This window comes from Pelosinus fermentans JBW45 (genome assembly GCF_000271665.2).
Taxonomy (GTDB): domain Bacteria; phylum Bacillota; class Negativicutes; order DSM-13327; family DSM-13327; genus Pelosinus; species Pelosinus baikalensis.
In genome coordinates this window covers 3,680,547-3,706,948 of sequence record NZ_CP010978.1, presented here as the reverse complement: position 1 = coordinate 3,706,948, position 26,402 = coordinate 3,680,547, and the positions used below count along the sequence as shown (strand labels likewise).

Genomic DNA, 26,402 nt, shown 5'->3' with positions numbered 1-26,402 from the left:
CCCTTTGTGTACTTTGCGCCTTTGTGGTTCAATTCGTTTTCTCTGTTTTATAGGATGCGTAACATTTTTTTATTTTTTGAGACTATATAAATATAAAATTCAGTTATTTTTACGTATTTTAAAAATGTGCAAAAGTGTAAGGGGGACAATAAAAAAACGTAAGTGATTTTATAAAAAAAGTAAATAAACACAAAAAGTGTGACTAGATTCAACTTTGGAAAATATATTTAGTTCAATATTATCCAAGCCTTTCTCTTATCACTAACATAATTGACCACTAGTTGGCACGAGTCTTGCAATAATAAAAGACAGGAGGGTTAGATGTGAAAAATAAACTCCGCAGTATCCTTTTAAAAGAAAATAAAAAAGAACCCCTAACGGATCTGCAATTAGGTGAAAGTTTATTAGTAAGCAGAGAATATATGACGTTACTGCGCAAGGAACTAAAAATTGCAGACTCTCGAGAACGAAAGAAGATCTATATTTGCGAGGAAATATCCCAGATATTACAGAAAAATGAGAATATCTCCTACCGTGAATTGACTAAGATGCTGCAAAATAGCGGATATAAATTATCGCGCTACTTAGTAGTCAAATATTTGGAAGAAATCAAAGGCTCGCAAGCTAATAAACAGATCATAGATGAAGTTTCGCAGCTGAAAGACGGCAGTAAAAAGCAAGAAGAGAGTCGAGAAATTCAAGCCTTTCAAAATTTAATCGGTGGAAAGGGAAGTTTAGAAATACAAATACAGCAGGCTAAAGCTGCAGTATTGTATCCGCCAAATGGGTTGCATTGCTTGATTTTAGGGGAAACAGGTGTAGGCAAAAGCGAGTTGGCAGAGTCTATGTACAAGTTTTCCATCGAAAGCGGCAGGCTAGCCAAAGAATCTCCCTTTATTGTTTTTAACTGCGCTGATTACGCTGAAAATTCCCAATTGTTAATATCTCATCTGTTTGGGAGCGTAAAAGGTGCTTATACAGGAGCTGCGCAAGATAAGAGAGGGTTAATCGAGCAGGCAGACGGTGGAATTTTATTTTTAGATGAAGTGCATCGCCTTACATCAGAAGGACAAGAAATGCTGTTTCAACTCATCGATAAGGGGTGCTTTCGCAGGTTAGGAGAGTCTGATTTTACTAGAAAAGCGGTTGTGCAGCTCATTGCCGCCACCACAGAAAATATTGAGACTACATTATTGGCAACCTTTAAAAGGCGAATTCCCATGATTATTGAGGTCCCGCCTTTAAGCAAACGGCCCTTAAATGAAAGATTGAAATTAATTAAAAATTTCTTTGGTTATGAATCAACGAGAATGAATGCACCAATTCATGTAGCCTTAGATGTCATGAAATCGTACCTGCTGTATGAGTGTTATGGGAATATTGGACAGCTAAAAAGTGATATTCAAGTTGCTTGCGCCAAGAGCTTTTTAACCTATGTTATGGATAAAGAAGACTGTGTGAAAATTGATGTAAGAGATTTAAATCTTCACGTTAAAAAGGGACTTTTGAAAATAAAAAGTATGCGGGATGAAATTGAAAGCCTCGTCTGGCAAGATTTTAGATTTAGTCCTAAAAAGTATAAAAAAGTCGCTGAGCTTGAAAACGATATTTATAGTTTCCCAAAAGAGTTTTATAGCGATATCGAAAAAACTTATACCGAATATGTAAAGCAAGGATTAAATACAGAGGAAATTAATCGTATTATCGGGATTGAGATTGAACGCAAATTACAGAATGTTATCAAACACGTTAAAGACAATTTGCATCCTTTATCTCCTGATGAGATTGCTAAAGTCGTGGGAGTTGAGATTATTTCCCTTGTGGAAGAACTTCTTAAAATAGCTGAAATGACATTAGGAAAGATGGATCATTCCATATTTTATTGTTTAGCCATTCATTTGAATGCTACTTTTCAGCGTATTAAGCAAGGACGGGAAATTATTAATCCCAACTTAGAAGAAATCAAAAGAAAATACAGCATTGAATATGCTGTAGCCCAAGAAATGATCGCACATATTGAAAAATACTATCGAATTCATTTACCAGAGGACGAAGTTGGTTTTATTGCACTTTATCTTAGAGGCAATAAACAAGAAAAAGAAGGTAAAGTTGGTATTCTGGTTGTTACTCATGGCAATGTAAGTGTTGGTATGCTGGAAATTGCGAATAAGCTGCTAAATATGAATCATGGCAAAGCGGTAGTCATGACTTTAGATGAGAATCCTAGTGAAGTGTTAGAACGTTTGGCTACGATCATAGAGGCAACTGATGAAGGTAAAGGCGTATTAATGCTGGTGGATATGGGGTCTTTACTGACCTTCGGAGAAATCATTTCAGAAAGGACAGGTATCCAGATCGAGACGATTGACCGTGTGGATACAGTAATGGTAATTGAAGCCATTCGCAGAAGTATTTTACCTGGATCCCATATTAAAGATGTGGTGTATGCGGTAGAAAATTTAAATTATACCTTTAAGAAAACGCGAGTGGATCATAACGTTTTAAAAAGGAAAAAAGCAATTATTACGGTTTGCTTGACTGGAGAAGGGGTAGCTCTTCAGTGCGGAAGTCATCTGAAGAAAATATTTGGTGAAAAACTAAATGACATAGAATTAATCCATATGGGGGTTATCGGAAAACGTGATCTTCATAAGCAAATACAAGATACGATCAATACCTATGAAATCATTGCGATCATAGGCAGTATTGATCCTAAATATCACGGTATTCCTTTCTTATCGTTAGAGGCTTTATTTAACGAAACAGGAAAAAATCAAATTATGAATTTAATTGAATGTAACAATCATTATCGTATAAAAAGTTACAGCGGCCTGATTCCTCATGTCGTACGAGAAGCAAAATTTATTATGCTGCCAGAAGTAGGCGGGAAAGAAGAAGTGCTGCAGCGTATTTGTAACAGCCTGTTAGCAGAAGGATATGTCAAAGAAGGATATTATGAGGCTGTTATGGAGCGGGAAAATATGGGAAGCTATGTGATTAATCAAGAAGTTGCTTTGCCCCATGCTGACAGCAGCTATGTGAATCATCCCGTAATTGTAATTGCCAAAGCGGCAGTGCCGATTGCTTGGGATCATGAGAACACTGTATCATTGATTTGTTTGTTGGCCTTAGATATCGATGGTAAAGATGGAGTACGGTTTTTATATAACAAATTTAAAAGTGAAAAATTTATTGCGCAAATGCAGCAAGCAAAATCAGAAGACGAAATTAGGGAGGCTCTATTACATGAATCATGTTAAATTTGATGAAACATTAGTGATAAGAAATGTAGAAGGTGAAAATAGTTCAGATATTTTAAAGCACATGGCAGCCAACTTATATCAGAAAGGTTTTGTAAAAGAAAGTTATGCCGAGGCCGTTATTGCAAGAGAGAAAAAATTTGCAACAGGCTTGCCGACCAAGGGCTGTGGTGTTGCCATACCACATACAGATATTGAACATGTGAATCAGTCTGCCATTAGTGTTGGAGTTTTGAAGGAACCTGTAGATTTTGGCATTATGGGTGAGGAGACAGAAAAAACTCCTGTGAAATTAATTTTTATGTTGGCGATGCATGATAGTCACTCTCAGCTGAAAATGCTGCAAAGTTTAATGGGAGTCTTTCAAGACGAAGAGATTCTGCTATATTTAGCAAACGAAGAAAGCGAAGTGAAAATCAAAGAAGAAGTAAGTAAACGACTTAATTTAAACAATGTGAAGGGAGGTGAATAAAGTGAGTGAAGTAAGAAAAGGGAAAAAAACTATATTAGTAGCTTGTGGAACTGGAATTGCAACATCTACTGTTGTATCTGATGCCATTGAGAAAATGGCTAAAGAAAATAATATTCAAGTTGAAATTGTTCAATGTAAAGTGACAGAAGTTCCTGCATATGAATCACGGGCAAGTTTGCTTGTTACCACTACGATTGTTTCCAAAGAATATCCCTTCCCAATCATTAATGCAAGAGCTTTCTTAACTGGAATAGGATTAGATAAATTGAAAGAGCAGATCTTAGAAGAACTTAAGAAATAATAAAAAGCTGAGGAGGTATTATTATGGATGTAGTTCAGATTTTCCAAGCCTTTCTAGGGCTAGGACCAACGGTCATTCTGCCAGTTGCAGTTTTTTTGCTGGGAGTAGCATTTGGGCAGCCGGCAAGTAAAGCCTTTCGTTCTGGTTTGACGATTGGCGTAGGTTTTACAGGTATCTTTTTAGTAGTTGATTTACTAGTCTCCAATCTTGCGCCAGCAGCACAAGGTATGGTAGCAAGATTTGGCGTTCAGCTAAATATCATTGATATTGGTTGGCCAGGAGCTGCAAGTATAGCATGGGCTTCTCCCATTGCAGCATTTGTTCTTCCATTAGGTTTATTGGTTAATGTCATTATGTTAGTTACCAAAACCACAAAAACAATGGATATCGATCTTTGGAATTATTGGCATTTCACTTTTATGGGAGCCTTTGTATATTCAGCAACTGGAAGCCTTGTACAAGGCTTAGTGGCAGCAGTTATTTTTGAAATTATTGTTTTAAAAATTGCTGATTGGACAGCACCAATGCTGGAAAAATATTTTGATCTGCCTGGTATTTCTGTTCCAACTGGTAGTACTGTGTCCTATGCAATTGGAATTCCCCTTGTAAAATTGGTACAGAAAATCCCGATTATTAAAGATTTACATGCAGATCCTGAAACCATTCAAAAAAGATTTGGGGTATTTGGCGAACCGCTTTTCATGGGAGTATTTCTAGGAGTTGGACTAGGTGCACTAGCCGGATATCCAGCAGGGCAGACCATAAAAGTTGGTATAGCAATGGGTGGCGTTATGGTGTTAATGCCTCGAATGGTTAAGATATTAATGGAAGGTCTTATCCCACTTGCTGAATCTGCCCGGGAGTTCTTAAGCAAAAGATTTGGCGATAGAGATATTTATATCGGACTAGATGCTGCCGTTGCAATTGGGCATCCTTCCGTAATCGCAACAGCCCTAATCTTAGTTCCGATTACGATCCTCTTAGCAGTTGTATTACCAGGAAATAACGTTTTACCCTTTGGTGATTTAGCAACCATTCCCTTTATCGTCTGCTTTATCGTAGGAGCGGCTCGAGGTAATATCGTTCATTCGGTTCTTGTTGGAGCTGTTGTAATTGCGATGTCATTGTACATGGCAACTGATGTTGCAACATTCCATACGCAAATGGCGGTAGATGCTCATTTTAAAATGCCAGCGGGTGCAACGACGATTTCTAGTATTGACCAAGGTGGTAACGTAATTCACTATGTGATATACAAAATTTTCACACTATTTAATTAATATAGACATGATTACAAAGTGATTCTTGTCTTGAGCTAACATAATTATGTTTGATGATAAGAAATGTTAGCTCAAGATGTCATCTAGCATAAATTTTTGAAACGAGGAGGAATAAGAATGCGAGCATTAGTTAAAACAGCATTAGGTCATGGGAATTTAGTTATTGTTGACAAAGAAGAACCAAAAGCTGGTAAGGATGAAGTGAAAATTTTAGTCAAATATGCAGGGATATGCGGCTCTGATTTGCACACCTATGAAGGAAAATATAGAGTTAAGGTTCCTGTAACATTAGGTCATGAATTTGCTGGTGAAGTAGTAGAAGTAGGAGAAAATGTAACCGACATCCATGTGGGGGAGCGCGTCACTTCAGAAACTACATTTTATATATGTGGCAAATGTAAATATTGTAAATCGAAAAATTATAATTTATGTAAAGAACGTAAAGGTTTGGGAACACAGCAGGATGGTGCTTTTACTAAATACATCATAGCAAATAAAAACAGTATTCATAAACTGCCTGAAAATGTTGATTATTTATCTGCTTCTATAACCGAAGCATTGGCTTGTGCACATCATGCGGTGGCAAAGAGCAGCATCAAAAAGAATGATGTCGTAGTAGTATTAGGACCTGGCCCAATTGGTTTGCTTGTGGCACAAATTGCCAAGACTTTTGATACGAAAGTCATTATTACAGGGTTAGCGAAAGACAGAAGTAGATTAGATAAAGCAAAAGAATTGGGAATTGACGTAGCCGTTGATATTCAGAATGAAGATATTAAGCAGACAGTGGAGGATCTTACCGACGGGTATGGTGCTGATATTGTATTTGAATGTACAGGAGCTCCGCCATCCGTAAATTTAGGTTTGGATATTCTCACTAAACAAGGTGAATATGTGCAGGTTGGGATTTTCCCAACAACGGAAATTCTGACTGATTTTGAAAAAATCATTCAAAAAGAACTTAAAGTAATGGGCTGCAGAAGCCAGAAACCAAGTGATTGGGAACCATCCTTAAAGCTTATGGATCAAAACCTGGTGAATGCCAAAGCATTAGTTTCACATCAATTCAATATTACAGAATGGGATAAAGCATATGAGACCATCAAAAAAGGGGACGCCATTAAAGTCGTGTTAACTGTTGAATAAGAAGTATCCAAGTATCATAGTTTGACTAAATAAGCTGATTCAGTTAGGCCTAACTGTTCAGAATAAAGAAAAAATCTGTTACTGAGCTCAATAGCAATTTTTGATTTTAAACCATTTAATTTTGAAAGAAATGATCCTTCAGTATGCATAGTGCGGGTTGGATCTTATATAGAAATATGCAAAAAAGTTTTTAATTACGAAAAAATGATAAGTGGGTGTTTGTAATGATTCAAGAAGCTCTGATCGAGATGATTGACTATACCTTATTGAATCCCATTGCGACCAAAGAGCATATTCAGATATTTTGTCAAGAGACGATTACACATGGTTTTAAAACGGTATTTGTTAATCCGTATTATGTCTCCTTCGCCAATCAGTTGCTGAAAGATCATAATATTAAAGTAGGTGTACCCATTGGTTTTTCTCTGGGAGGTGCTACTACGAAAGTGAAAGTGGCAGAAACCGTAGATGCCATTGATAATGGTGCAAAAGAAATCGATATGCTGATTAATTTAGGGGCTTTAAAGTCCAAGGAATATAATATTGTAAAACACGATATAGCAGAAGTTGTCAAAGCTTCTCAGGGTTTAGTCACCAAGGTTATTATAGAAACGGCACTTTTGACTCAGGAAGAGAAAAAAATTGCCTGCAACTTAATCAGGGAAGCCGGTGCTGACTTTGTTAAAACCGCTACTGGGTTTAATGGCGGTGGAGCAACGGTAGAGGATGTTGTATTATTACGATCTGTAGTTGGTAAAGACTTTGGCGTAAAAGCGGCTGGAGGAATCAGAACTTACGATGATGCGATTAAGATTGTACAAGCTGGTGCAAATCGGATTGGAACAAGCAATGCAATAGCGATTATATCAGGCAAGACCGGCTCTGATTCTAATAAAGACGGATATTAAGCAAAAAAGAACTGATTTTATAACAAACAGTAATGATAGCTGAGATTGGAGGTCTTATGGATATTATCATTTCTCCCTCTTTACTAGCAGCGGACATGGGTAATTTGGAACAAGAGTTGAAAACGGTAGAATCGTGTGGTATTGATTCACTGCATATTGACGTGATGGATGGAACTTTTGTTCCTAATATAGCTTTTGGCCCAGATCAGGTGAGTATGCTCCGGCCCATAAGTAACATGCATTTTGACGTTCATATGATGGTTCAAAATCCAGACCGTTTTATCTCTTCTTTTGTGGATGCAGGGGCTGATTGTATTACTGTTCATGCCGAAGCTTGTACTCATTTGCACAGATCCATACAAGTGATCAAAAGCTTTGGCATGAAGGCTGGCGTGGCATTAAATCCTGCTACCCCTATTGGTGTTCTTTCTCATGTCTATGAGATGCTGGATTTAGTACTCATTATGACCGTAAATCCAGGTTACGGCGGTCAAAAGAATATTGCAGCAATGAATCAGAAAATAAAAGAACTTGCTGACATAAAACGAGCGGGTGGTTATTCTTTTGAAATTCAAGTAGATGGTGGAATTAACTTGTCTACGATTCGCGATGTAATACGTGCAGGAGCAACGAATATTGTCATTGGCTCTGCTGCCTTTCAAAAAAACAAAACGAAGCAAAATATAGAAGACTTTCTAAAAATAGTAAATGAGGTGACACTGTGAAAGGTGCAAAAATATATGGAATTCGAGATATAAGAGTAGAAGAGTGCCCTATTCCAGAAATTAAGTCTCCAGAAGATATAATTGTTAAAGTAAAGGCTGTAGGATTTTGCGGCTCCGATATATCAAGATATGGGAAATTAGGACCACATACAGTGGGAGCCATATTTGGCCATGAACTTTCAGGTGAGATCGTTGAAATTGGCGAACAGGTAACCAATGTAAAACTAGGCGATGGTGTTGTTGTCTGCCCAACAACACCATGCTTTCACTGCGAATATTGTCAGTTGGGGAAATATTCCAAATGTGAATCCCTACAGGTAATCGGAGCAAAAGAAGATGGGGGCTTTGCCGAATATGTAAGGCTGCATTCCAGAAGTGTACTAAAAATGCCTGAAGGTCTAGACTTTGAGACGGCTTGCGGTATGGAACCAGCTTGTGTGGTAATGCATGGTTTTTATCGTACGAAGATTCAAGCCGGTGATACGGTAGCTGTTTTGGGTGTAGGTCCTATTGGGTTATTTGCCGTGCAATGTGCCAAAATATTTGGTGCCACAAAAGTAATTGCCATTGATGTCTTTGATGAAAAGTTAGAGATTGCTAAAGAGCTAGGTGCCGATTTGTGCATTAATGCAAAAGACATTGATCCAATACAGGTTGTAAAAGAGATGACGGGAGGCAGTGGTGTTGATATTGCTGTAGAATCTGCAGGAAATCCATTTACTAGTGCACAGGTTTTATCGTTGCCTAAGAAGGGTGGTACTGTTGTATTCATGGGGATTCCTTATGGTGATGTGGCGATTTCCCGGGAACACTTTGAAAAAATAGTGCGGAATGAACTGACAGTATTAGGTTCCTGGAATGCCGTTTCTGGTCCATTTCCCGGGAAAGAATGGCCAACTACACTGCATTTCATGAAAGAAGGTAAGATAAAGGTTAAGCCCATGGTAACTCATCGTATCTCTCTTGATCAAATCCCCGAAACGTTTGAAAAAATATATAAACGTGATAGCTTTTTTGGTAAAGTCATCGTCTTTCCCGAGGGGAAAGAGTGTTAAGTGAGGTATAAGTGATACTTCTTTAAAAAGAAGGGACGAGGATGAAATGGAAAATACAAAAATTATAATTGGCAGTGATCATGCGGGTTTTACACTCAAAGAAAAGGTTATTAATCTGTTAAAAGAATTAAAAATCGAAGTGGAAGATGTGGGTGCTTATTCTGCAGACAGTGTTAATTACGGACCGATTGCAAAACGCGTAGCTGAGAAAGTAGCCAGTAATGATGATTGGAGAGGGATTCTAATTTGTGGTACTGGCATAGGAATGTCAATTATGGCTAATAAGGTAAAAGGGATCCGGGCTGCCGTCGTGCACGATACTTTTTCCGCTAAAGCCACAAGAGCACATAATGATTCTAATATATTATGTATGGGGGAAAGAGTAATCGGCAGTGGCTTGGCACTGGAGATTACGAAGGAATGGCTTGCAGCATCCTTTGATGCAGGTAAACATGCGCAGCGGATACAGTTTATTCTTGATTATGAACTTGGAAAGCAGGAGTAAGTAAATATGTAGGGAGGTTTTTTTATGGAGCCAATGAAAATATATGCAAATCAATTACGAATCCATATTATCAATATGTTAGCCGCAGCGGGATCTGGGCATCCGGGAGGAGCCTTATCGGCAGCCGATCTTTTAATCTACCTATATTTTAAAGAAATGAAAATCGATAGTGAAGACAAAGACAATCCAGATCGAGATCGGTTTATTTTGAGTAAAGGCCATGCAGCCCCAGTACTATATGGAACTCTTGCTATGAAAGGCTTTTTTAATACTAGTGAATTGACCAACTTGAGAAAGCTGGGAAGTTTTCTGCAGGGGCATCCTGATATGCTGAAAGTTCCTGGCGTAGAAATGTCAACAGGATCATTGGGTCAAGGTTTTTCCGCATCAGTGGGTGTCGCATTAGGAGGTAAAATCGATGAAAAATCATATCGGATTTATACCTTGTTAGGTGATGGAGAGCTTCAAGAAGGAATCGTTTGGGAAGCTGCCATGGCGGCTTCTCATTATAAATTGGATAATCTAGTGGCGATCATTGATCATAATGGCTTACAAATTGATGGTACGAATGATGAGGTTATGAAAGTCAATCCATTAAAAGAAAAATGGGAAAGCTTTGGCTGGAATGTGATAGAGATTGATGGTCATTGCTTTACAGATATTGAAAAATCATTCAAACAGGCAAAAGAAGTCAAAGGGAAGCCAACGGCAATTATTGCGAAAACCAGTAAGGGAAAAGGTGTTTCCTTCATGGAGAATCAAGTAGGCTGGCATGGGGTGGCCCCGTCAGAGGCAGAACGAGCTAAAGCCATTGAAGAATTGGAACAAAATATTCGATAGTCGATAATAATACCTAGGAGGAAACAAAATGATTGCTACAAGAGAATCCTATGGAAATATTTTAATTGAACTGGGAAAAGAAAATAAAGATATTGTAGTTTTGGATGCGGATTTATCCAAATCCACTAAGACAGCAGGATTTGCAAAGCACTTTCCAAAACGCTTTATTAATGCAGGCATCGCCGAGCAAAACTTGATGGGAATGGCAGCAGGACTCGCCACTACAGGAAAAATTTCTTTTGCCAGTACCTTTGCTGTTTTTGCTACAGGCAGAGCTTTTGAAATCATTAGAAATTCCATTTGTTACCCAAAGCTGAATGTGAAAATTGCTGCAACTCATGCAGGAATTACAGTGGGAGAAGATGGGGGTTCTCATCAGTCCATTGAGGATATTGCCATTATGAGATCCTTACCCAACATGAAGATCATAGTACCTGCAGATGATGTGGAAACAAGGCAGGCAGTTAGAGCAGCAGCTCATATTGATGGTCCAGTCTATCTACGTTTAGGGCGCTTGGGAGTGCCGTCGATTTTTGATGAAAATCATACTTTTACCTTCGGTAAAGGAAATGTCCTAAAGGATGGTAAGGACATTACCATTATCGGTATGGGGCTAATGATTAGTAAATGTTTAAAAGCAGCAGAACTTTTAAAACAAGAGGGGATTTCTGCTAGGGTAATTAATATATCAACGATTAAACCCATTGATGAGGAACTGATTATTCAAGCAGCAAAAGAAACAAAGAGAATTCTAACCGTAGAAGAGCATTCTGTTATTGGTGGTCTGGGCAGCGCGGTCTGTGATGTACTATCGACGCATTATCCGGTACAAGTCGTGAAAATCGGTATGAATGATACCTTTGGTGAATCAGGGAAACCAGAAGAGTTATTAACCAAATATGGATTAACCGTTGAAAATATTTATCATACAGCACAAAAGACAGTGAATAGCAGAAAGTAAATAGAAAAACACTGCGCATCCTTTCAAGTAATAAAATGAATTGAACCACAAAGACGCAAAGGGGTTATTTATTATTTTTGTGTACTCCTTTGTGTGCCGCATCAGCGGCATTGCGCCTTTGTGGTTCATAAATTTCTTACATTATAAAGCTTCAATACCGATTATTAGCTTGCTAAGAATGAAGTATCGATTTGGAGCATAGATGAAAAGGAGATCTGATCCGTGAAGAAAATAGGAGTATTAACCAGTGGAGGGGATGCCCCAGGCATGAATGCCGCTATTCGAGCCATTGTGAGAACCGCCATATATAACGATCTCAAGGTCATTGGAATCCAAAGAGGTTATACGGGACTCTTAGATGGTGAGATAAAAGAAATGCATATCTCATCTGTGGGAGATATTATTCACAGGGGCGGAACCGTTCTTAAAACCTCAAGATGCGAGAAAATGAGAACGGAAGCTGGTATCAACGAAGCAATTGGTATATTAGAAAAAAATGAAATTGATGGATTGATTGTAATTGGTGGAGATGGCTCTTTTCAGGGAGCCAATAAAATTAGCCAAACTGGTATAAAAGTTGTGGGAGTTCCAGGTACGATTGATAATGATTTAGCATACACCGATTATACAATTGGTTTTGATACGGCAGTCAATACGGTTCTTGATTCCATCAGCAAAATAAGAGATACATCTATGTCTCATGAGAAAGTAACCATTATAGAAGTGATGGGAAGGTGCTGCGGGGATATCGCTCTTTATGCAGGTCTTGCTGGAGGAGCAGAAAGCATCTTAGTTCCAGAGGAAAAATATGAAGTAACTAAAATCTGCGAAAAAATGTTGCAGGGCAAAAAACGGGGGAAAGCTCACAATATTATTATTTTGGCTGAAGGCAGGGAATCCGCTGTAGAGCTGCAACAAGAGATATTTGCCATTACGGGTATTGAATCGCGGGTAACGGTACTCGGATATTTACAGCGGGGCGGAGTTCCAACAGCTTTTGACCGAATTCTCGCAAGTAAAATGGGCGCTAATGCTGTTAAATTATTAATGGAAGGAAAATCAAATCGTGCAATTGGCATAAAAGACAATCATTTGATTGATATTGATATGATGAAGGCACTTAGCAAAACAAAAGCATTTGATCACGAAATGTATAACTTATCTCAAATCTTGTCAATATAAAAATTCTTTTCATAAAATGCAATAAGAACCTAGGGGCTGCTTCGCCGCGATTTTTAAAAAATCGTGGCAAGGCAGTCCCTTTATTGTTGCGTTTAATTCGATGTATCATCAGTACAACATCTATACAGAGGGCACAGAGATCCACAGAGAACGCGGAGAAGTATTTTTTTTATTTCGTTCATACAATCTTTTTGACTCATGGGAATCGTTATATAATGTGGTTGGGATAGTTGATTAACCATTATATGGGGATTTATATCGATTTCATTAATAATCTAGAGGTGCACCGAGAGCACAGAGAAAAATTTAAGAATGTACACCCTTTTCGTATACATTTACTGATTTTACTATGATACTATGTATGAAATTTTCAGAAAAAGGTGAAAAATCATTTCAGTTCAGGGAAAATGCTGATTGCGGGGATGTGAAAAATTATTTTTTGTATGGCACGGGACTTGCGTATTATATAAGCAGAAGAGGGGTTTTGTAATGGATGTAAAGGATAAGATGTTAAGTATTATAAAAACGGAAAATGGAAAGGAACCATTTACAGATGCAAAATTAGGGAAAATGCTATCTACTACAAGGGAACAAATTACTATTTTGCGCAAAGAGTTAGGGATTGGCAATTCAAGAGAACGGCGTCGACCTCATTTGAAAAAAGCGATGGAAAGAATCATAGCGGAAAATGGGAAGTTAAACATTGCTGAACTTACGAAGAGGCTAATGGAGGCTGGTTTTGATATATCCAGACATGTAGTAGAAGACTTCTTCAGTGAAGTAAATAGCGGTGAGTTTCAAGTAGAGGAGACCCACGTATTGCAAGATCCTTTTTCAAATTTGGTGGGTCATGATGGCAGCTTGGAACAAAGTATTACACAATCAAAATCGGCAATCTTATATCCTCCCTTTGGACTGTCTACGCTAATTATCGGGGAAAGCGGCGTTGGGAAAACACAATTTGCTGAATGTATGTACCATTTTGCAAAGCAGAAACAAATCATAGCCGATAATGTACCTTTTATCGTTTTTAACTGTGCCGATTACAGCGATAATCCCCAGCTTTTATTGTCGCTATTATATGGTTACAAAAAGGGTGCTTTTACTGGTGCTGATAATGATACGGAGGGACTGGTGGAGCATGCCAATAACGGTATTTTATTTTTAGATGAAATACATAGGCTGCCGCCGAAAGGTCAAGAAATTCTTTTCTCAATATTAGACCGGGGGCAATTCAGAAGATTAGGTGAAACCAGAGACGAAAGAAAAGTAAAAATCATGTTTATAGGTGCTACTACAGAAAATTTGGAATCAAGCCTACTGTTAAGTTTCAGAAGACGTATACCCATGATTATTTCCATTCCGTCCCTGCATGAACGCGTCTTCGTTGAAAAAGTTGAGATTATCTATGAATTTCTCCAACAGGAATGCAATCGAATTAATGTAAAAATCTTTGTGCAGTCGAAAGTAATCGAAATTTTAACATTAAAGCGATTTAGCGGTAACATCGGTCAATTAAAAAGTACAATCCAAGTGGTTTGCGCTAGAGCCTTTATGAAAAATATAGGAAAGGATCAAGACATTATCAGCATCGGGTATGAGGATATATTGGAAACCAACAGTATTCAGCATGATTTTGTTTTAGAAGATATCAATATTTTAGAAATCAGAAATTATATACAGGATATGTTGTTTATCCCCTTCGTCAAGAATCATGTGAATCTAATGAAACGAAATCAAGATGGCGAAAGCTTGCTTCCGGAAGATTTCTATCGGCAGATTGAGAAGAAGTATTATGAATTGACCAAACTGCATATCGATTTTTCGGAAGTAGAGGAAATATTATGGACTTTTATTATCAATAAATTTAGCAACCTTGAGCCCAAATCTGCGAGCAATCATAAATATTTCTCCCTAAATGAATTAGTAAATATAGTGGACAAAGACATTATTGATTTGGTGAAAAAAGTAAGGCTGCTATTACTAAATGACCATATGCATAATGACATTAATGAAAATATCTTTATTTACTTAGCCATTCATCTGAATGAAACCATCAAAAGAGTCCGATTGAAACAGCAAATTATAAACATCAATTTAGCAAAAATAAAAAAAGATTTTATTAAAGAATATGAAATCGCCATTCAAGTTGCTGCCTGGCTGCAGGAATTGAAGAAGGTAGAAATACCAGAAGATGAAATTGGCTTTATTGCCATGTATATTAAAGCAGCTCTTCAAAATAAACTGCCTCAAAATAGAGTAGGCGTTATCGTAGTATCACATGGACGTATTGCGACGGAAATTATCAACGTAGTTAGAGCATTGCTGAATGTGAATTTTCCCATCGCTATTGATATGCCTCTAGATGAAAGTCCGTCTGTAATCTATGAAAAAATTATTGGGATTTCAAGAATTGTGGATGAGGGAAGAGGGATCTTGTTTTTAGTGGACATGGGTTCCCTTGTCGACATCGGTAAGATGGTTACCGATAAGCTGGCGATACCGACCAAGACTCTAGACCGGGTAGATTTGCTTACGGTAATAGAAGCGGTGCGCAAGGCATCTATCCCTGAAAATAATTTGACCCAAATCTATTCTAGCTTAGTGAAGACACGCTATAACTATCCTTTATTGAGCATAGAAGAAACCAGCAAACCAATGGCGTTAATTGCCTTGTGTCTTACTGGTGAAGGGACAGCTCAGCACATTAGACAGGCGATTGAAAAAAAATATGCCAATGTTACCGTGTTCCAAATGGGCATTATGGATGAGCATTTAAAAGAGAAAATAAGAGAGCTTCAAGAGAAATATAAAGTACTGGCGATTATCGGGACCATTAATCCGGAGATTGAAGGAATCAACTTTGTTGTATATGAACCCTACTTGTTCGATAGTGGTATTAGAGAGTTTGATGTATTTTTAAATGCCGAAAAAACAAATGCATGGGTGGATTTTCCGAAAGAAGATTTACTTGTTTTTGAATCTGATATGAGTTCCCAAAAAGAGTTAATTGAAGTGATGTGCTTATTACTGATTAATAAAGGCTATGTAAAAAAAGAATTTTTGGAATCTGTCGTGCAGCGTGAAGAGATGTCACCTACTTTTTTAAAAGGGGGAATTGCTGTTCCTCATGGTGACTCCCATAGCGTTATGAAATCGGCGATTGTGGTTGCTAAATTAAAAGATCCCATTCAGTGGGGAAGAGGTTATGTAAATGTTGTATGCTTACCTGCGTTTAAAATTAATGATAAAAAAATTGTGAAGAGTCTTTTAAAACCTTTTTTGAATCTGGATTTTATAGAGAACTGGAAAGAGATAAGGGATATGAATCAATTTAAAGAAATGCTTTATGAAAAAATGAAAGAATAAAAGGAAAAAGTGGTATGCTTTCTGATTTTTGTAAAAACATATAGATATTTAATTTAAGGAGTGGTTATACATTATGCTGGATTTGGATTTAGTTGTATTACATATGGAAGCAGAAACTTCAAATGAGATTATTCAAAACTTAGGAGCCTTGATGTTATCGAAAGGCTATGTGAAGGATAGTTATATTGAAGCGGTACTGGAAAGGGAAAGAAATCTTCCTACAGGGCTACCCATAGGTGATTTTTGTGTAGCGATTCCTCATACGGATTCGGGTCATGTGAATCAATCGAATATTGCCATAACAACGCTAAAAAAACCATCTGTATTTCATTCGATGGTTAATCCAGAAGAAGAATTAAATGTAGAAGTCGTATTTTTATTAGCTGTGAAAGATCCCAACTTACAAATTCAATTATTAAAGAATCTAATGTCTGTTTTTCAGAATAAAGAGCTGCTGATCAAAGTTCGGGATGCCAGCTCCAAAGAAGAGATTTCAGAGTTATTAAGTTGCCTGGACCAATAGGCCAAGGCAATGAAATAAAGTAAGAGTTAGAAGGGAGTAATGAAATGAGAAAGTTTAATGTACTATCAGTGTGCGGTTCTGGTACAGTTACTTCATCAATGATCGCTGAGAAGCTAAAGGAAGCAATGGAGGAACAAGGGATCAAAATTACGGCGACAGAGGCAAAGCCAACGGAAGCACTGCAATTATCCGAAGGTGGTAATTATGATTTTATTACCCACACAAGTCCGCTGCCAAAGGGCAACTATCCTGTTCCTACCATTGATGCAGTCGGTTTTTTGACTGGCTTTGGTGAAGATGAATTTTTGGATGAGGTTATGCGTGTCATCAAAGAAATAGAAAGTAAATCATAAAATAAATAAAGTAAAAGGGGGAAATCAATGTGTTTTTTGAAACCTTAAAAGAAGTTTTCCAGACCTTTGGATCGCCTGTATTTGTTCCAGTTATCATTTTTATTATTTCCAAAATATTAAAAGTGAATAATAAAAAAGCTTTCTTCTCTGCCTTATATGCTGGAGTTGGGTTAGAAGGGTTTACACTTCTGCTGAATGCATTTACACCGATTATTACACCCGTAGTCAAAAGCATGGTAGAAAATACGGGGATTCAACTTCCTGTATTTGATGTAGGCTGGCAGGCTACCGCATTGGTAGCTTACTCTACCGAAGCGGGCATGATTTTCTTAGGAGTTGGATTATTAGTACAGACGGTACTGTTTCTCACCAGATGGACCGATGTATTTCAACCTGGTGACTTATGGAATAACTACTCCTATATGGTATGGGGTTCGATGATTTATATGGTAACTAAAAATATGATCCTATCATTAGGATGTATGATTTTATTGAATATGTATAGTCTGCTCATCGCAGAGCTCATCGCCAAACGCTGGTCAACCTATTATAAATACCCCAATTGTACAATTATTGCTATGCATAATATTGAGGCGGCACTGTTTACAGTAGCCTTTGATCCGATATTAAACGCGTTTGGTTTGAATAAAATTAAATTGAGTCCTGAGGAGCTGCAAAAAAAATTAGGTTTTTTTGGTGAGCCTGTTTCCCTAGGTTTATTGCTGGGCATCTTTATCGGCATTATGGGGAATTTCAAAGCCTTAGGTACATTAGCTGCATGGGGGCAAGTTGCGACAATGGGGATTGCTACAAGTGCGATCATGGCGATCTTTCCTCGTGTTGCAGGCTTATTTGCCCAAGCCTTTCTGCCAATAACCGATGCTGCTAAAAAGTCCGTTAAGAATGGCAGTAAGTCACGTAAATGGTATCTTGGCGTAAATGATGCTACTGGTTATGGTGAACCTGCGACGTTAATTTCCGGTATCATTCTCATTCCCATTATGGTCTTCATGGCTCTTGCCTTACCAGGAAATCAGGTACTGCCCGTCGTTGATTTGTTAGCATTGCCTTTCATGGTACAAGGGATTGTGCCCCTGGTAAACGGCAATATCTTTAAAGTACTGATTACTGGTACCATATGGTTTAGTGCTGGTTTGTATATGTGTACCTATACAGCGCCCATGTTCACTGATATTTGTGCATCCGTAGGCGTTCATTTACCAGTAGGTGCTTTATTGATTACTAGCTTTAATATCTTAGGAAAACCTTTGATGGGCTTAGTCTTTTTAGCTTTCCTCAGTCAATCCCCAATATTGATTGGTATTGCAGTAGCAGTCTATCTGGTCTTGTACGTCTTGTTCAGAAAGAACAAAGAAGCTGTGTATGATTATTTGGATCAAAATGCCCTGAAAAATACGGCAGAAGAGGCAAAATCAGAAATAACTGCATAATACATAAAGGCAGAGAGGAGATACAGGGTGGATAACTTACAGGTATTAAAACAGATAAAGTGCTTTATTCTTGATTTAGATGGAACTGTTTACTTAGGAAAAAAAGTGTTGGATGGTTCAATGGATTTTTTAGAAATCTTAGGAGAAAAAAATATACAGTTCAAGTTCTTTACCAATAACTCATCTAAAAATGCAAAATTTTATGTGAAGAAGATAAGAAATATGGGGTATGATGCAAAAGATGACATGATGTTGATTTCCAATCAAGTCATCATCAGTCATATACAAAATACAATGCAGGATAAAAAAGTCTTTGTCCTAGGTAATGAATATTTAAAGAGTGATTTTATTTACGCTGATATTAATGTAGTAGAAGAGGATCCTGATGTTGTAGTGGTTGGTTTTGATACATCCTTGGCCTATGAGAATGTTTCAAAAGCTTGCAAATTTATTAGAAATGGTGCTGTTTTTCTCGGAGTACATCCGGATTTTAATTGTCCGATTGAAAATGGTTTTATTCCGGACTGCGGGTCAATTTGTGCGATGATTACGGCCTCTACGGGAGTAAAACCAGAGTATTTTGGCAAACCGTCCATTCACACTTTGCAGTATATTTTAAATAAAACTGGATTTAAGGCAGAGGAGATTGCTTTTGTAGGAGATCGATTGTATACGGATATCGCTATCGGTCAAGGCAATGATGCGATTACTATTCTTGTATTGTCCGGAGAAACGAAGTTAGAAGATTTACAGAGATCTAACATACAGCCAACCCTGATCTTTGACTCACTTAAAGAAGTAAAGAATGCATTACAAGAAGTATGTTAAATTGTAAAAATAATGGAGTCCAATGTACTAGTTGGTGTAAAATGTAAAAGAGGTGCTGCAAGAAGCACGACAGCTCCTTGCAGCAATCTTTTATACAAGTAACAAGTTACGTAAAATAAATAAGAATACGGGGTGGTTCGTGATATGAATGAATTATTGCAGAAAAATCCTCAAGAGTTGGCAGGTTTGAAATTTGTGTGTTCCTGCGGAAAAACTCATAGTATTGATATTAACGATGTTCGCATTGGTAATCACATCCTTACGGATATTGTCGATTCTTTGCAATCCTTTCCAAAAGGGACATTGTTATTGGTTGCCGATTGTAATACTTACGAGGCGGGAGGACGAGATGTTGAAGAGATCCTTAGCAAGACCTTCCAACTGGAAAAAATGATTTTCTCCAATCCTCATCTCCATCCAGATGAAACTTCAGTAGAGCAGCTGCGATCAGCCATGAATTCAGATATAACAGGAATTGTCGTTGTCGGTTCGGGAACGCTGAATGATATTACCCGCTATGTCAGTTTTGAAACAAAAATCCCCTATATTGTAGTGTGTACTGCGCCTTCTATGGATGGGTATGCTTCTATGGTGTCACCGATGATTACCAAAGGCGTTAAGGTTACCTATAATGCAGTGTATCCATATTCCATTATTGCCGATCTTAGCATTATGAAAGAGGCACCATTTCATATGATTCATGCAGGGCTTGGCGATATTGTAGGGAAATACAGCGCTCTGGCAGATTGGAAATTAGCCAATATTCTTCATAATGAATATTACTGCGAGACTACAGCCCAGTTAGTAGAAAAGGCTGTTGAACAGTGCGTTTCCAGTGCTCCTGGTATTATGACAAGGTCACCAGAGTCCATTCGCAGTATCATTGAAGGTTTAATTTTATCGGGCATGTGTATTGGTATGACAGGTAGTTCTCGTCCAGCTTCAGGCGAAGAACATCTTTTATCCCATACCTGGGAGATGTTGGGTCTCATTCGAGGGCAGGAAACTCACTTACATGGCAATCAAGTAGGGATCGGAACGGAGATTATCCTTCATGTATATCAATTTTTATTACAGCTGGATATACATAAAGTATATGCGGACGGGAAGTTCAGATCGTTTACGCGGGAGAAATGGGAAAGCCATATAAAGCAATTATTTGGTAATGTTGCGCCTCAGATTATTAAACAGAAGGAACCCTATGTAAACTTTAATGAAGCGGCTCGCGAAGAAGCTGCCCAGCATATTGTGGAAAAATGGGAGCAGATGAAAGAACATGTTTTCTTAAAAATGCCATCACCATCTTCTTACCGTAAAATGATGGAAGATGCAGGATCACATCTGGGTCCTTTGGATCTTAAGCTTGATAGAGAATCCTTCCGTTTAAGTTTGATTACGGCAAAAGAAATTCGTCAGCGGTTCGGTGTGATGCAAATGCTGGATGATTTAGGACTTTTAGAAGAAGTAGCAGAAATGATTACTGCCAGGTACTATTTATAATCTTTTGAAGATAAATCCTACTGTGGAGAGATCTTTATTCTAAAAGTGAAAGGAGAGGTTGTCATTTGCTGGAGGAACTTAAAGTGCAAGTATGGGAAGCCAATTTAGAACTGCAAAAAAGAGGGCTCGTCTTATATACTTGGGGTAATGCAAGCGGCTTTGACAAGGAAAGTGGATTGGTTGTTATTAAACCCAGCGGTGTCGAGTATGAGAAATTAGAACCCAAGGATATGGTAGTAGTGGATTTAGCAGGGAACCAAGTAGAAGGAGCGCTTCGTCCTTCATCTGATACTCCGACTCATTTAGTGCTATATCGGGAATTTTCTGAGATTGGAGGTATTGTTCATACCCATTCTACCTATGCTACGGTTTGGTCCCAAGCCGGCAGAGGCATTCCTACATTTGGTACGACTCATGCAGATTATTTTTATGGTGAGGTGCCATGTACTCGTAAGTTAAAATCAGCGGAAGTCGAAGGACGCTATGAAGATGAAACAGGAAACGTCATTGTCGAGACCTTAAAGGGAAGAGTTCCTCTTCATGTTCCAGGAATTTTAGTAGCGAACCATGGTCCCTTTTCCTGGGGGAAAGACGCTCATGAAGCTGTTTATCATAGCGTAGTATTAGAGGAGCTCGCTAAAATGGCTCTTCATACTTGTGCTTTAAATAAAGAAATTGAGGAGATTGATCAGGTACTGCTTGATAAGCATTTTTTAAGAAAGCATGGGAAAAATGCCTATTATGGGCAAGGCACAATATGAAAATCGTTGTAGTAGGAGATACCTTAGTAAGTGCTGACTATATGGAAGAACAAGCAAAAAGACTATTTCCAGGCATTGATAAAGAGATTGTAAAATTTGATTGGGAAGTAACGACAAAAAAAGAATTTCAGAAAATCATTTTTGATTTAGAGAAAAATGGTTCCCGTGCGAGGGCGTTATCTGAGCCCATTATGAAAGAATTAGAAAGGGCAGAGATTTTTCTAGGTCACTTTGCCCCATTGTCAGAAGAGACATTGGACAATGCAAAGCAATTAAAACTGATTGCTACATGCCGGGGCGGGGTAGAGCATATTGATGTAGAAGCGGCGACAAAGAGAAATATTCCTGTGGTTCACGTCATTCGAAATGCAGAGCCAGTAGCGGAGTTTACCCTTGGTCTAATCTTAAATGAATGCAGAAACATAACTCGGAGTCATGAAGCTATCAAGAAAGGACTATGGCTCAAAACCTTTCCGAATAGTGCATTTACTACTGTTCTTATAGAAAAGAAGATTGGTCTATTAGGACTAGGTGCTATTGGAAAGTTAGTTGCAAAAAAAATGAGCAATTTGGGGATTCAGGTGATTGCTCACGACCCTTACATTACGAAAGATCAGTTGGAGCAAGAAGGCATTCAGATTGACTTAGTTTCTCTCAAGGAATTGTTTCAAGAAGCGGATATTGTATCATTGCATATTCGATTAACAGATGAAACGGAAAGATTGGTAAATCTAAAATTGCTTTCTCTCATGAAGCCAAGTGCTTACCTGATTAATACAGCACGGGCTGGAATTTTAGATGAAGATGCTATTATCAAGGTCCTGCAGGAAAAGAAGATTGCAGGTGCAGCATTAGATGTCTTCTGGCAGGAGCCCATCCCCGAGGATCATCCCCTTTTAAAGCTGGAAAATGTAACGTTAACCTCCCACATAGCAGGAGATACCATCGATGCCATACCTAAGGCTCCAAAGTTATTAGTGAACGAGATGATTGCGTTCTTAGATCATGGAAAAACCGATATGGTAGTAAATTATAATCGTATCAATTGGAAGGGCTGGATGCCTTGAACCACAAAGAGGAGAATGCGTGGGGGAAAAAATAATTTAACCGCAGAGACGCAGAGAACACAGAGAAAAGACAGATAGGGTTAAAAATTCCCCTCAGCGTCCTCTGCGTCTCTGCGGTTAAATCGTTCTATTTGCTCTGTTTGCCATTATCAAGAAAAGCCCAAATAGCGTGTCTTTTCTGATACTCCTGTGATTTATTTCATAGCCGTTGCGAACAGAGTGAAGCAATCTCCAGCAGGGGATTGCTTTGCCCTGCTCGCAATGACAGATTGATATTATTTTAAAAAATAAGGGGGCGAAGAAATCATTCTTCGTCCCCCTAAACTCATAGCATTCTGAAGTTTATATTTGTTCTCCGCGATCATAGGTATAATCAAATTCTACATTGGAAATGTTATTTGATACAATGGGATCTCTTACTGGATCTGGCAATAATGTGTAATCCTTTTGAGAGTAGGATTTCATAAATCTAGGCTTTTGCTCGAAAAAACCTCTTTTATTGGGAGCATAGGCAGGCTTACTTTTTTTCATAATAAATAATATACCTCCTCGATGATTACGTGTTTACCTGAAAAAATTGTTCTTCATTATGAATAGTGTGCCACGTAATAAGAGAACTATTTATCCGATGAAAAAATGATTTCTTGCCCTTTATGACTAATTTGGGTTGTAGTGATTCCTAGTAGTTTAGCTCTTTTGGTAAATTCTTTACTGGCACCATAGTCGTCGCCAAAATGCATGGGCAGCAATAGTTTAGGCTTGACTTTTTCAGCAAAATATTCTGCTCCCATGGAATATGCTTCTTCTAGACGACGGTCTACAGGGAAGAAAGCAACATCCACTTTCTTTCCTTCTATTCTTTCCATTTCCGCCTTGAAGATTTTTTCAGCATAATCTCGCTCTTCTTTTGCCTCTCCCGACCAATGCCACCAGTTCAAATCTCCTGCGTGGAAAATGGATATACCATCTGCCTGAATGAGAAAGGATATGCCTTGGTCTGTGGAGCCAAAGGCTTCAATGACGATGTTATCAACGTTTAATTCTTCATATGCAGAAACAATATGGAGATGCAGGCTATCACTTTTAACCTGTATATCGCTGCTGAGTATGTAATGAATATTTGGGTTCTCTTTTCCCCATTTTAGTATAGTTGGATCAAAGTGATCAGCATGGGCATGAGAAGAAAACACCATTACATTCTTTTTGTTCTTTAGAAATTCGCTGGTAATCACTCCATCGGCGATACTACGTTTATTACCGGAAAAAGGCTGATAATAATCGAAAATAATAAAATGATTTGCTGTTTCCACAGCGTAGCCGCTATGGAATAAGTAAGTAATTTTTGCTTTCGAAGGATTCATTTTATTCACCTCATAGTATTTTTTATTACGATACCCGTTTTAAAAGTCATTTTAAAGAGTACTCATCTGCTTTTAAAATCATTATAGCATTAGTCCTATTATTTTAGAAATGAAGAAGCTGTTACGAAATTCATAACAGCTTCTTCATTTTTAGTTTGAAATTGTCTTAGTATCTTTCCGATTACTCCATTTAGCGATTGAAGGCAGTATGAGCCCTAAACCTAAAAGGACAAAAGGTGTCAATAAATTAAGGGACAATTGGAAATACCATTGTGAGGTATAAAGCTGCACACCTTTCGGGAACATACCCATGATACAGGCGAAGGCGGTAAAGAGGAAACACCATAAGCCAATCGCCCTTGCTAAGAAAGAATTTTTCAAAAAGGTATAATCGGAAGAAAACTGACTGATAAGACGACGAACAGCTACATATGCTGCAAATACCCATAGATAGCGAAGCGGCATTACGATAGAATTTAAATCGAGTAACCAGTTATAGAGATCATTCATATTACCAATTCCCAGTGCGGGAATGATAATAATGATACCGACTAATACCGCCGTCATTTTATAGCCATTAATTGGTGCACCATACTTATTGGTTTTGCTTAAGACATTAGGAATGTATTTGGAATCGGTTTCTGCTAACAATACTTTAAGTGGTGCATCAATTGAAAATATCAATGCAGAGGTATGAGTAAGAAAGTTTGCAATTGCATATAAAACAAGGAATAAGTTGCCAACGCCATAATACTCCCCTAATAGCTTGAAAGCATAATATGGACCATTCATTTTTAAATCTTTTGGAATATTATTAGAATCAAACATCATGCCCATGGCAAGTGAACCTAAAAGTGCCGAGAGGGCAACTAAAACTGCCATTATAATCATGGCCCTAGGAAATTCTTTACTTGCATTGAAGGTATTTCTTACATATGGCGAGATCTTTTCACATCCGCCTACCGCAAAAACCAACATGGAGATAGTGGTAAAGTAGGTAAAGTCAAAATTGGGGATAAAGGTATGTAAGCTTAAATCAGTGGTAGCTATGGGAACTCCTCGAAGAGAAGGGGCTGCCAGCATTAACAGTACATACATAAATGACATGATCAACATTGAAGTGCCAGCAACCATGCCTATGCGTTTTAAGGATGTAATACCTCGAGATGCAATCCACATAAAAAAGAGGAATAAAACCAATGTTGTAAGCTGTAATACCATGGGAGTGAATGTTTTAATAAAAGTACCGTTTTGATATACACTCCAGCCTAAGGCAATTAAAATTTGCTGTGGCTTTTGGGCAAGATAGGGAACATGTACTACCCAATAAGTCCAGCCAGCTAAATAGGCTAGCAATGGTCCCATAGTAGAAGCAACCCAGGTACTAACGCCTGCTTTGCCTTCTTGAAATGTCGAACCCATTTCTCCTACCATGAGTACGTAAGGAACAAAGTAAAATGAAATAATGAGTATCCACGAAACAATAACTGTGAGTCCTTGGTTAGCATAGTTATTAACCACATTGCCAAAACCCCAAACCATGACAAAAACCATAAGTGCAAGATTATACCATCGAAGTTTTTTTGCATCATCTTGGGTCATATATAAATCTCTCCTTTCGAATTGTCTTCTCTGAGAAGACAATTAATTCTATCATTCTTTTAGAAAGGAGGCAATCAGTCTTAAAATTAGGATTGATTGCGTTAGAATTGTTTGAGATTGTGGAAGGAAACTCAAGTTTTTTATAGTAAAACAATGATAACAAATATAGATTCCAAAAGGATTAGATTAAGGTAATAAATTCACTAATAGTACACTGTAGATGGAAAATACGTCCTATATGTGGACGTATTTTAATGGATAAAAATATGAAATATTTAAAAAATAAAGGTATCAGCTACTACTACTGATACCTTCTACTGAATTAAATTGTAATCTGAGCGCCTAACAACTCAACAAAAGCTTTGAGCCAAGCAGGATGATTAGGCCATGCTTGAGCGGTGACTAATTTGCCGCAGGTGACAACAGGCTGATCTTGCCAAGTGGCTCCGGCCAGACGGCATTCTGCAGAGCATGCAGGGTAAGAGGTAACATTGCGATTCGATAAAACATCAGCAGCAGCGAGGAGCTGCGTACCATGGCAAACAGCGGCAATAGGTTTGTCTGCTGTGAAAAATGCTTGAACAATGGTAATGCTTTCATCATACATTCTAATATATTCAGGTGCCCGTCCGCCTGGAATGACGAGACCTACATAATCATCGGGATTTACATCAGCAGCTGCTATATCTACAGGGATACGATGACCAGTTAATTCGATATAGGTATCTAGATTAACAAAATCATGCACGACTAGCTGTAATGTATCACCAGCTTTTTTGTTTGGAGCGGCGACATCCACTTGATAGCCTAGCATCATTAATGCCTGTTGAGGTACTTTCACTTCATAGTCTTCTGCACAGTCACCCGTTAACAATAAGATCTTTTTTGTCATGATTGTAAAACCCTCCTTTTTGATTACCACAGACTTTCTAGATCATAAGCTATCTTTCCT

24 protein-coding genes are annotated in these 26,402 nt (G+C 38.0%); 20 read left to right on the top strand and 4 right to left on the bottom strand.

The genetic code is table 11. The annotated features are described in order from the left end of the window. Positions 1-323: 323 nt before the first annotated feature. The 20 genes from JBW_RS16525 (at position 324) to JBW_RS16430 (ending at position 22,487) form a co-directional block, all read left to right on the top strand. The gene (locus JBW_RS16525) at positions 324-3,260 is read left to right on the top strand and encodes a sigma 54-interacting transcriptional regulator (protein WP_007958449.1); all 2,937 of its coding nucleotides are present in this window, start codon (positions 324-326) and stop codon (positions 3,258-3,260) included. Next, positions 3,247-3,732: a PTS sugar transporter subunit IIA gene (locus JBW_RS16520; RefSeq protein WP_007958447.1), complete on the top strand. Its 486-nt coding sequence runs from the start codon at positions 3,247-3,249 to the stop codon at positions 3,730-3,732. The genes JBW_RS16525 and JBW_RS16520 overlap by 14 nt, the downstream gene beginning before the upstream one ends. Position 3,733: 1 nt before the next feature. After that, a complete protein-coding gene (locus JBW_RS16515) occupies positions 3,734-4,033 on the top strand; it encodes a PTS sugar transporter subunit IIB (RefSeq protein ID WP_007958445.1) in 300 nt (99 codons plus the stop codon). 23 nt (positions 4,034-4,056) lie between these two features. After that, a complete protein-coding gene (locus tag JBW_RS16510; protein WP_007958442.1) occupies positions 4,057-5,313 on the top strand; it encodes a PTS galactitol transporter subunit IIC in 1,257 nt (418 codons plus the stop codon). A 117-nt stretch (positions 5,314-5,430) separates the two neighbouring features. Further along, a complete protein-coding gene (locus JBW_RS16505; protein WP_007958441.1) occupies positions 5,431-6,459 on the top strand; it encodes a zinc-binding dehydrogenase in 1,029 nt (342 codons plus the stop codon). A gap of 224 nt (positions 6,460-6,683) precedes the next feature. Next, the gene (gene deoC, locus JBW_RS16500; protein WP_007958440.1) at positions 6,684-7,367 is read left to right on the top strand and encodes a deoxyribose-phosphate aldolase; all 684 of its coding nucleotides are present in this window, start codon (positions 6,684-6,686) and stop codon (positions 7,365-7,367) included. 56 nt (positions 7,368-7,423) lie between these two features. Beyond that, a complete protein-coding gene (gene rpe / locus JBW_RS16495; protein ID WP_007958439.1) occupies positions 7,424-8,092 on the top strand; it encodes a ribulose-phosphate 3-epimerase in 669 nt (222 codons plus the stop codon). Continuing rightward, complete coding sequence (locus tag JBW_RS16490; RefSeq protein WP_007958438.1) at positions 8,089-9,147, top strand: galactitol-1-phosphate 5-dehydrogenase; 1,059 nt, start codon at positions 8,089-8,091, stop codon at positions 9,145-9,147. Before rpe ends, JBW_RS16490 begins: the two co-directional genes overlap by 4 nt. 46 nt (positions 9,148-9,193) lie before the next feature. Next, positions 9,194-9,652, top strand: coding sequence for a ribose 5-phosphate isomerase B (gene rpiB / locus JBW_RS16485; protein WP_007958437.1), 459 nt, complete (start codon positions 9,194-9,196; stop codon positions 9,650-9,652). 24 nt (positions 9,653-9,676) lie between these two features. Beyond that, complete coding sequence (locus tag JBW_RS16480) at positions 9,677-10,492, top strand: transketolase (protein WP_007958436.1); 816 nt, start codon at positions 9,677-9,679, stop codon at positions 10,490-10,492. A 28-nt stretch (positions 10,493-10,520) separates the two neighbouring features. Continuing rightward, entirely contained in the window at positions 10,521-11,453 is a 933-nt protein-coding gene (locus tag JBW_RS16475; protein ID WP_007958435.1) for a transketolase family protein, read from the top strand. Positions 11,454-11,675: 222 nt separating this feature from the next. After that, complete coding sequence (gene pfkA, locus JBW_RS16470) at positions 11,676-12,635, top strand: 6-phosphofructokinase (RefSeq protein ID WP_007958434.1); 960 nt, start codon at positions 11,676-11,678, stop codon at positions 12,633-12,635. A 489-nt stretch (positions 12,636-13,124) separates the two neighbouring features. Next, positions 13,125-16,004, top strand: a complete 2,880-nt coding sequence (locus JBW_RS16465) for a sigma 54-interacting transcriptional regulator (protein WP_007958433.1) — start codon at positions 13,125-13,127, stop codon at positions 16,002-16,004. Positions 16,005-16,077: 73 nt separating this feature from the next. Then, positions 16,078-16,527 (top strand): PTS sugar transporter subunit IIA, encoded by a 450-nt coding sequence (locus tag JBW_RS16460; protein ID WP_007958432.1) that lies wholly within the window; start codon positions 16,078-16,080, stop codon positions 16,525-16,527. 44 nt (positions 16,528-16,571) lie between these two features. Continuing rightward, positions 16,572-16,880 (top strand): PTS sugar transporter subunit IIB, encoded by a 309-nt coding sequence (locus tag JBW_RS16455; protein ID WP_007940120.1) that lies wholly within the window; start codon positions 16,572-16,574, stop codon positions 16,878-16,880. A gap of 29 nt (positions 16,881-16,909) precedes the next feature. After that, positions 16,910-18,331 carry a PTS galactitol transporter subunit IIC gene (locus JBW_RS16450; protein WP_007958431.1) on the top strand — a complete coding sequence of 474 codons (1,422 nt, stop codon included), beginning with the start codon at positions 16,910-16,912 and terminating at the stop codon, positions 18,329-18,331. A 27-nt stretch (positions 18,332-18,358) separates the two neighbouring features. Beyond that, entirely contained in the window at positions 18,359-19,159 is an 801-nt protein-coding gene (locus tag JBW_RS16445; protein WP_007958430.1) for an HAD-IIA family hydrolase, read from the top strand. A 144-nt stretch (positions 19,160-19,303) separates the two neighbouring features. Continuing rightward, positions 19,304-20,659: a sn-glycerol-1-phosphate dehydrogenase gene (locus JBW_RS16440; protein ID WP_007958429.1), complete on the top strand. Its 1,356-nt coding sequence runs from the start codon at positions 19,304-19,306 to the stop codon at positions 20,657-20,659. Between the two features lie 65 nt (positions 20,660-20,724). After that, on the top strand, positions 20,725-21,420 hold the full coding sequence (locus JBW_RS16435) for an L-ribulose-5-phosphate 4-epimerase (RefSeq protein WP_007958428.1): 696 nt from the start codon (positions 20,725-20,727) through the stop codon (positions 21,418-21,420). After that, entirely contained in the window at positions 21,417-22,487 is a 1,071-nt protein-coding gene (locus tag JBW_RS16430) for a 2-hydroxyacid dehydrogenase (RefSeq protein WP_007958427.1), read from the top strand. The genes JBW_RS16435 and JBW_RS16430 overlap by 4 nt, the downstream gene beginning before the upstream one ends. Positions 22,488-22,829: 342 nt before the next feature. Here JBW_RS16430 and JBW_RS16425 read toward each other — a convergent pair whose 3' ends face one another. The 4 genes from JBW_RS16425 to JBW_RS16410 all read right to left on the bottom strand — a co-directional run bounded on the left by JBW_RS16425 (position 22,830) and on the right by JBW_RS16410 (position 26,342). Further along, positions 22,830-23,018, bottom strand: coding sequence for a hypothetical protein (locus JBW_RS16425; RefSeq protein WP_007933564.1), 189 nt, complete (start codon positions 23,016-23,018; stop codon positions 22,830-22,832). An 86-nt stretch (positions 23,019-23,104) separates the two neighbouring features. Continuing rightward, complete coding sequence (locus tag JBW_RS16420; protein WP_007958426.1) at positions 23,105-23,848, bottom strand: MBL fold metallo-hydrolase; 744 nt, start codon at positions 23,846-23,848, stop codon at positions 23,105-23,107. Between the two features lie 150 nt (positions 23,849-23,998). Next, the gene (locus JBW_RS16415) at positions 23,999-25,450 is read right to left on the bottom strand and encodes an amino acid permease (RefSeq protein ID WP_007958425.1); all 1,452 of its coding nucleotides are present in this window, start codon (positions 25,448-25,450) and stop codon (positions 23,999-24,001) included. Between the two features lie 322 nt (positions 25,451-25,772). Then, the gene (locus tag JBW_RS16410) at positions 25,773-26,342 is read right to left on the bottom strand and encodes a DJ-1/PfpI family protein (protein ID WP_007958423.1); all 570 of its coding nucleotides are present in this window, start codon (positions 26,340-26,342) and stop codon (positions 25,773-25,775) included. Between the last annotated feature and the right edge of the window lie 60 nt (positions 26,343-26,402).